This is a genomic window from Thermogemmatispora sp., assembly GCF_019683635.1.
Taxonomy (GTDB): Bacteria; Chloroflexota; Ktedonobacteria; order Ktedonobacterales; family Ktedonobacteraceae; genus Thermogemmatispora.
In genome coordinates this window covers 1-7,685 of record NZ_JADGIA010000233.1, presented here as the reverse complement: position 1 = coordinate 7,685, position 7,685 = coordinate 1, and the positions used below count along the sequence as shown (strand labels likewise).

Below are 7,685 nucleotides of genomic sequence, written 5' to 3'. Positions count from 1 at the left end.
TAACCACGCTGAAACTCGCTCTGCTGGTGAAGACTGCCGTGACGACGAAGCGCGAAGTGGGCGGCAGTATCTTGCTCATCGATTGAGTACTCAATAATTGAGTATAAGCAAAATGCGGAGAAAGTCAAGGGTGGTCGAAAGGAGAGAAGGATAGAGGGTATCCACGAGGTGATGAAAAAGGCCAGCGGGCGCTCAGCAGCGAGCGCCCGCCAGCTAGCTATCGAGCTGTGTCGCTGCCAGTGTGGCTACCATCAGAGCCTTGATCGTATGCATGCGATTTTCGGATTGCTCGAAGACAATAGAGGCCGGTGACTCAAAGACCTCATCGGTGACCTCCAGGGCCTCCAGCCCATAGCGCGCTGCGATAGAGCGGCCCAGGCCCGTTTCGGTATTGTGGAGAGCTGGCAGGCAATGCATAAAGAGGACCTGTGGATTGTGACTGAGGGCCATGAGCTGGGACGTCACTTGATAGGGAGCGAGGAGCTGAATGCGCTCACCCCACAGCGCCGGGTCCTCGCCCAAAGAGACCCAGACATCGGTATAGATGACATCGCAGCCACGGACGGCCTCCGCGACGTCTTCGGTCACAGTGAGGCGGGCCCCGCTGCTCGCCGCCAGGGCCTGTACCTCCTGCAGGCGCGCCTCACTGGGCCAAAGCTGACGCGGCCCGGCCAGGCGGACATCCATCCCCATCAAAGCCCCTCCAACGAACAGCGTATCGGCCATGTTATAGCTCACATTCCCCACAAAGCAGAAGCTCACCGCCTCCAGCGGCTTTGCCACATGCTCCTGCATAGTGAGCAGATCGGCCAGCACCTGCGTCGGATGTGAGCGGGCAGTCATGGCATTCCAGACCGGCACCCCGGCGTAACGGGCCAGCTCCTCGACCGTCTCCTGAGCCTGACCACGGTAGGCGATGCCATCGTAGAGCCGCCCCAGCACACGCGCCGTATCCCTGATGCTCTCCTTCTGTCCCACATGCGAGCCACTGGGGCCAATATAGGTGACATGAGCCCCCTGATCGAAGGCCGCCACCTCAAAGCTCGTGCGTGTGCGCGTCGAGTCCTGTTCGAACAGCAGGACAATATTCTTGCCGCGCAAATACTGCTCTTCTTTCCCGGCATACTTGGCCGCCTTCAGACGGCTGGCCAGCGCCAACAGGGCGCGAATCTCCTCAGCGCTGAGGTCCTCCAATTTTAGCAAGTGCCGCTTGCTCAAATTGCAGGCCACGGTTGAGCTAGTCCTCCTCAAATAACATAGCAACAATCTTCTTTGTGCAGCTCAGTCCCCCGCACAGGCGCGCCCCGCCCAGCCAGCACAACCGGGGGCTGTGCTCATAGGCTACCACGTTCCCGCCCCCGGCGCAAGCCATAAGCAGAGCTATCTGTCGAGCGTTGGCCCAGCGACAGCCCGGCAAGCCAGCAGGAACGGTTCGTCCGATCCTGATCACCTCCCCAACGCCAGCGCGGCAGAATAGAATCAACAGGAGGGAGCATAGCTGTTCGTCCACACCAGCAGCAAAGTCAGATGAGGCCCATTGCTGGCACTCTGGACCTCCCTCCCAGGGTTATACCTCGTTTCACTGAGGGGAGGATGTGGACCATGCTCGTGGCCTATGGACCGGACGGTCAGCCTGTGGTGGCCGATGAGCGATCCCTGAGTCAGCTACAGGAATGGTCGCAGCAGCGCCAGCTGTTCTGCCCCAACTGTCGCGCTGTGCTGCACCTGCGCGGCGGTCCGGCCCGACGAACCCAGCTTCATTTCGCTCACCGCAAAGGGGAATGCCCCTGGAGCACCGAAGAGGAATCAGAGCGCCATATGCGAGGCAAGGCAGGGCTGGCTGTCTGGCTGCACCAGCAATTTCCCGCCGCCCGCATTACTCTGGAGGAACGGCTCCCCGAGCCGAATCGCATCGCCGACGTCTTCGTGAAGCACCCCGATGGCCGACAGCTGGCCGTTGAGTTCCAATGCGCCCCGCTCGAACTCGACGAGTGGCAGCGCCGCCACCAGGCCTATCAGCAGGCCGGCATCACAGACCTCTGGATCATCGGCAGCAATCGCCGCGACAAGCAAGAGGCCTTTCAAGAGGCCATTCTTGAGAGCAGCGGCTTACTCGTCTTCCTCGATCCCTTGCTTACGCCCGCTCGCGCCTGGCTGCGCTGGCCCCTGAGCGCCCAGGCCCTGCAGGCCTGGCAGGAGGAGCGCTTCAGCCCCGCTCAGACACCCAATCTGAGTGCCGGCGGCTGGGTCGGGCGCCTGGGCTATGGCATGACCTTGAGCACCACCCTTGGTGAGCTGCACCTCAACGAGCAGGGAGAGATCAATCACCCACAGCGCGCCGAGCACGAGCGCCGCCTGCGCCTCCGCCACCTGATGACCTTCGCCGACAGCGTCGACGAAAACCTTCTTGCAGCTTATCTCTATAATACAGTTAGTGCTGAGATGATCCAGCGCGTGCTGCGTCCCCTGCTGCGAGCCTATCGCAGCGATCCCGACCTGCTGCGTCGCTATAACTATGGGCGGGGAACCCCTGAGCAGCCGGTGCGGGAGGAGGATCGCCAGCGCGTCGCTCGCGCCTGCGCCTGGCTGAGACAGCTGGCCAGGCAGGGCTTTCCACTCGCGCGTTTGCGCGCAGTGGCACAGGAGATCCCTTTCGTCGGACCTTACGCCGCCTTCGTCCGCTACATCGAAATGTTGGTGACGCTCGCCCAAACTCACCGTTGAAACCGTTTGCCACACTGAGGCGTGTTGACAGAGAAGAAAGGCAGCAGTCGGATAGTCGTGCCTATCAGCAGTGACGGCCCGGCTTGGACTGGCCACGCCTTCTCTATCTGGCAGGAAGGAAGGAGGGCAGGATGAACAACTTCTTCAGAGGAGTTCTGGTCGGCGTTGGCATCGGCCTCTTAATCGCCCCTATGCGCGGCGAAGAGATGCGCCGGCTACTCGGCGAGCGGCTGCAGCAGTTGCGCGGCTATCTCCCTGACAATGAGCAATTGAACGAATACATGCAGCAGGTCTCTAGCCGCGTCTCGCAGACCGCTGGCAACGTCAAGGAATACGCGCGCCAAGCCGCCACGCGCGTGCGCGACACTGCCGAGGAACTGGGCAGTCTGACCCAGAAGTCAGCGCAGGATGTCAGTGAGACCGCACGCTCCCTCAAGCCATCCAATCCAAGTTAGCCCAACCTGACCGTTCTGGAGTCGGACCGCCAGCGCCGCATCTGCACCTGGGTCGAGCATGCCCAACCCAGGTCGGCTTGCGGCCCGGCGTCTCATCTCAGCAGCGCCTGCCTCTTTCGAGAGGCAGGTCGCTCTGTGCTGTGCATGGCTCCTGCTGGTGTCAGCCTCCGCCCCCACCCATCAGGCTCTCCAGTTCAAGCCTCTGCCACTGCCGGCGTACGATAAGGAATCCGCTCAATCTTCAGGTTCATCGCCGCCAGCCGAGGCACAATATTGCCGTAGCCACGTTCCAGGAAATGAATCCCGGTAATTACCGAGGTGCCGCGCGCAATAGCCGCCGCGATCACATAGGCCAGACCGGCACGCAGATCGGGAATCACAATCTCCTCATCCACTGCCGTAAAGGGCGTCGGGCCAATAATAATGGCGCTATGCTCATAATTCATATCGCGATAGCGACACGGCACGCTGCCCAAACAATGTGTCGTCAGCTGTGTCCGCGCCCCCAGGCGATTGAGCGCCTTAAGATAGCCGAAGCGCTTCTCATAGACCGTCTCGTGAATAATCGAGATGCCATCGGCCTGCGTCAGCAGGACAGCAAAAGGCTGCTGCCAGTCCGTCGAGAAGCCCGGATAGACATCGGTCTCGATGATCGCTGGACTGAGCGTGCGCCGGCGGAAAAAGCGGATACTGTTGGCATCGACAAACTCGAAGCCGCCACCTACCTGCTGGTAATAAGAGAGAAAATTGCCGAGGCTATCCGGGCGAATGCCGTGGACTGTCACATCGCCATCGGAGGCACAGGCCAGCGACGCCCAGGAAGCCGCCTCGATGCGGTCACCCAGCACTGTCATGCGCGTCCCCGTCAGACGCTTGACCCCTTCCACCCGAATATCACGGCCCGGGGAGGTGAAGATAATCGCCCCCATTGAGCGCAGCATCGTAATCAGTTCAAAGATTTCCGGCTCGATGGCCGCATTCGAAATCAGCGTTCGCCCCTCGGCCAGCACACTCAAAAACAGGCAGGTCTCGGTCGCCCCCACACTTGGATAGGGCAGATGAATATGGGTCCCGCGCAAGGGCTGCACGCGCTGCGCCACGTAGCCCTCGGGCGTCTCCTCCACCAGCCCTCCGAAGCGCTGAATGGCATCGAGGTGGAAATCCACCTTGCGCGCCCCAATCTGGCAGCCACCCACGACCGGCACCGAGACCCGCTCGAACCGGTGCAGCAAAGCCCCCAGCAGCAAGATCGGTGCCCGGTTGCTGCCGGACTGAGCCAGAGGCACTGTCGACGCATTGACTGTCGTCGGATCAATGAGCAGCGTTGTTTCATCGAGCTGTTCCACCCGCGCCCCGATCCCCATCAGCATCTCTGCCGTGATCTGGACATCCCCAATGGGCGGCACATTGGTGAGCACCGTCGGCGTCTCTCCCAGCAGAGCCGCCACCATCGCCTTCGTCGCAAAGTTCTTTGCTCCTAGACAGGTAATCTCACCCACGACAGGATAGCCGCCCTCAATGCGATAGGCATAGGTCGTCTGCTGTGGTGTTCCTAAAGCGTTGGGCATAGACATCATCATCCCAGTAGCACACACTTCCGCTGAGAATTGAGCATTCTCAGCTCATCCTTCCCGGCACATGTTCTTGTAACAGCTTAACAGAGGCAGAAAAATGCGACAGCCTGCACATTATTGTATCATCCCAGCGCAGGCTATCGCCTTCTTGCAGCCGGGGCAGGCAAGCCGCAGTCGCCACCGTCCTCCACGATCAAGCGGAACTTCAGCGCTGCTCCGCCCGCCTGGCGCTACCAGTACTTTCGGCTAGTACTTATAGAAATGCTGACTGGCCACCTCCTCCGGAGTCTTCTCGCGGAAGAAATCGGCCTCGGCCCGTTTCACGGCCACATAGGAACGGGCCAGCAACGGCCCCAGCGCCTCCAGCAGGACCGTATCGCGCTCCAACTCGTCCAGGGCCTCCTCCAGCGTCGTTGGCAGCCGCCGGATGCCCAGCCGCTCGCGTTCCTCATCGCTGAGGTTGCCCGGATCAACCTCGACCGGCTCCCCCGGCTCGATCTGCTGCTGGATGCCATCCAGACCTGCAGCGATCAAGGCCCCTAGCGCCAGATAGGGATTGCCACTATGATCAGAGGGCTTCAGCTCCAGATTGATCGATTCGGCCTCCCGACCCCAGAAGGGCGACGGCACGCGAATCGCCCCCTCACGATTATCGTAGCCCCAGGCCGTATACGCCGAACTCCAGAAGTGTGGCAGCAAGCGGCTGTAGGAGTTGGGACTGCCACAGGTCAGCGCCACCAGCGCCGGCAGGTGGCGCAGGACCCCACCGATGAAATATTTGCCTGTCTGGCTCAGACCACCGCGCTGGTGCGGATCATAGAAGAGATTCTTGCCCGCCTGGGGACTCCCCTCTGCCCCCCACAGGCTGAAGTGAATGTGGGCCCCGCTGCCAGCCTGGTCCAGAAACGGCTTGGGGGCAAAGGTCGCATAGAGGCCATAGTGACGCGCTGTCCCACGCACCACCTCACGCACCAGGCAGACGTGATCAGCCGCGGTCAAAACATCGGCATGACGGATCGACAGCTCCTGCTGGGCCGGCCCCAGCTCGGTATGGAACAGCTCTACCGATAGCCCGACCGCCTCCAGAGCCGAGATGATGGCATCAATGACCTCAGCCTGCTCGTCCAGACCGATGCTGCTGTAGCAGAGGCTCTGGTCCGCCGGCACAAAGCGTCCTCCCACCTCGCGCGCCAGATAAAACTCATGCTCGATGGCTGCCTCGGCCCGCATGCCCTGCTCAGCCAGGCGCGCCACCATCCGCTTCAGGAAGGTGCGCGGACAGGCTTCCCAGGGCTGACCGTCCAGGCGCACCATATCGCACAGCATGCTGGCACTGGCCGGAACATAGGGCAGCACGACAAATGTCTGCGGATCTGGAAGCAAACGGAACTCGCCCACCGGCCCCATCCCTTCGACCGCGGCCAGGGTCTCGACCCCCGTGAAGGCCTGCATCGCCAGCGTTTGCCCGATGCCTTCACGCATGCGCGTCGCCAGCTTCTCGACATGTGTCGCCTTGCCCCGAATGATCCCCCCATTATCACAATAGAGGAAACGCACCAGACGCACATTGGCCGCGCGAGCCTGACGCACTACATCGCTGATATCCATAGGGACCCTCCTTGCTGGTTTTGAACACAGCCTGCCACCGAGCGAAATGGAAAGGCCATCTAAAGGGCCTCCACTCTGTCAGCTCGTGTCTGCTCTGCTGCTGCTAGTATACAGCAGGCGTGCCGCTCGTGTCCGCCCCCCGAAGGCACTTTTTCAGCGCAGTCCGGCCATGCACTCGCGGGCAAAGAGGCGCACCGACTCGAGCTGGGCTGCATCAGGGAGATAGACAATCACTTCCTGAGCCCCGACCTCTTCATAGGCCGCCAAACGCCGACGGATCGTCTCGGGACTGCCCACCAGCTCGCGCTCGCGCAGCTGCTCAGGCGGCACATTGCGCCCCATGTAGGACTGCTGAGCCTTGCGCATGGCTTCCTCATCCGTCTCCGCAATAGCACAATTAAAGAGCACCGTCCTCTTGATCGTCTGATAATCGCGCCCAATAGCCTCGCAGTGCTGCCTGAGCACCTCGAATTTGTGGGCAATCCCCGCCGGATCGAGATGGCCGACGTTGCAGGCATCGGCGTACTGGGCCACGAGCTTCAAGGTCACCTGCTCACCGCCACCCCCAATCAGCAAGGGAATATGCGGCTGCTGCACTCCTTTGGGCTGGTTGATGGCACCATGAACCTGATAATAGCGCCCCTCAAAATGGGCTTCCTCCTCGGTCCACATCTTCAGAATAATCTGTACGGCTTCACGTAACATGCGCAAGCGCTCCGAAGCCTCCGGGAAGCCGTAGCCATAGGCACGCCACTCATGCTCGTACCAGCCGGCCCCAATGCCAAAGTCCAGCCGTCCATGACTGAGCACATCAACCGTACTCGCCATCTTCGCCAACAGCGCAGGATTGCGATAGGCGCTACAGGTCACCATTTGCCCGATACGCACCCGTCGCGTATCACGTGCCAGGGCCGCTGTGCTCGTCCAACATTCGAAAGTCACCTCCTGCAGCGGCTGGGGCACCGTATGGAAATGGTCAAAAAGCCAGATCGAATCAAAACCCAGATCTTCGGCCTCATGGGCCACACGCGTCATCGTCTCATAAGCCTCAACCGGGTCAGCAATACCTACCAGATCGAGGCGCCAGCCCTGGGGAACCAGCAGGCCAAAGCGTAACGCCATGATAGCTCTCTCCTCATGTATGTCTCTCCTTGGGCATGCCAGGGGGATTCACTCACTCTCCCCAGCAGAGCATCGCCAACATCCAGCCTCAGTGCTCGCCTGGCCCAGCCCTTGCCCATTATAATACTATGTCCAGGGGGGGGGGGGGGGGGGGGGGGGGGGGGGGGGGGGGGGGGGGGGGGGGGGGGGGGGGGGGGGGGGG

At 61.4% G+C, this 7,685-nt stretch carries 6 protein-coding genes; 2 read left to right on the top strand and 4 right to left on the bottom strand.

Features of this window, described 5'->3' with window-relative positions; translation table 11 throughout:
* Positions 1 to 213: 213 nt before the first annotated feature.
* A complete protein-coding gene (argF, locus tag IRZ31_RS18745; protein WP_297156464.1) occupies positions 214 to 1,230 on the bottom strand; it encodes an ornithine carbamoyltransferase in 1,017 nt (338 codons plus the stop codon).
* Between the two features lie 372 nt (positions 1,231 to 1,602).
* Between argF and IRZ31_RS18740 the strand changes: the two genes are divergently transcribed.
* Positions 1,603 to 2,724 (top strand): competence protein CoiA family protein, encoded by a 1,122-nt coding sequence (locus IRZ31_RS18740; RefSeq protein ID WP_297156462.1) that lies wholly within the window; start codon positions 1,603 to 1,605, stop codon positions 2,722 to 2,724.
* A 131-nt stretch (positions 2,725 to 2,855) separates the two neighbouring features.
* Entirely contained in the window at positions 2,856 to 3,179 is a 324-nt protein-coding gene (locus tag IRZ31_RS18735; protein ID WP_297156461.1) for a YtxH domain-containing protein, read from the top strand.
* A 194-nt stretch (positions 3,180 to 3,373) separates the two neighbouring features.
* Here IRZ31_RS18735 and murA read toward each other — a convergent pair whose 3' ends face one another.
* The 3 genes from murA to IRZ31_RS18720 all read right to left on the bottom strand — a co-directional run bounded on the left by murA (position 3,374) and on the right by IRZ31_RS18720 (position 7,483).
* Positions 3,374 to 4,747 carry a UDP-N-acetylglucosamine 1-carboxyvinyltransferase gene (gene murA / locus IRZ31_RS18730; protein WP_297156458.1) on the bottom strand — a complete coding sequence of 458 codons (1,374 nt, stop codon included), beginning with the start codon at positions 4,745 to 4,747 and terminating at the stop codon, positions 3,374 to 3,376.
* 252 nt (positions 4,748 to 4,999) lie between these two features.
* Positions 5,000 to 6,361, bottom strand: coding sequence for a glutamine synthetase family protein (locus IRZ31_RS18725; protein ID WP_297156456.1), 1,362 nt, complete (start codon positions 6,359 to 6,361; stop codon positions 5,000 to 5,002).
* Between the two features lie 153 nt (positions 6,362 to 6,514).
* A complete protein-coding gene (locus IRZ31_RS18720) occupies positions 6,515 to 7,483 on the bottom strand; it encodes an LLM class F420-dependent oxidoreductase (protein ID WP_297156454.1) in 969 nt (322 codons plus the stop codon).
* Between the last annotated feature and the right edge of the window lie 202 nt (positions 7,484 to 7,685).

Coding starts and splice junctions, on each gene's coding strand:
- IRZ31_RS18740 (WP_297156462.1), top strand. CDS start 1,603: ATGCTCGTGGCCTATGGACCGGACGGTCAGCCTGTGGTGGCCGATGAG.
- IRZ31_RS18735 (WP_297156461.1), top strand. CDS start 2,856: ATGAACAACTTCTTCAGAGGAGTTCTGGTCGGCGTTGGCATCGGCCTC.
- murA (WP_297156458.1), bottom strand. CDS start 4,747: ATGCCCAACGCTTTAGGAACACCACAGCAGACGACCTATGCCTATCGC.
- IRZ31_RS18725 (WP_297156456.1), bottom strand. CDS start 6,361: ATGGATATCAGCGATGTAGTGCGTCAGGCTCGCGCGGCCAATGTGCGT.
- IRZ31_RS18720 (WP_297156454.1), bottom strand. CDS start 7,483: ATGGCGTTACGCTTTGGCCTGCTGGTTCCCCAGGGCTGGCGCCTCGAT.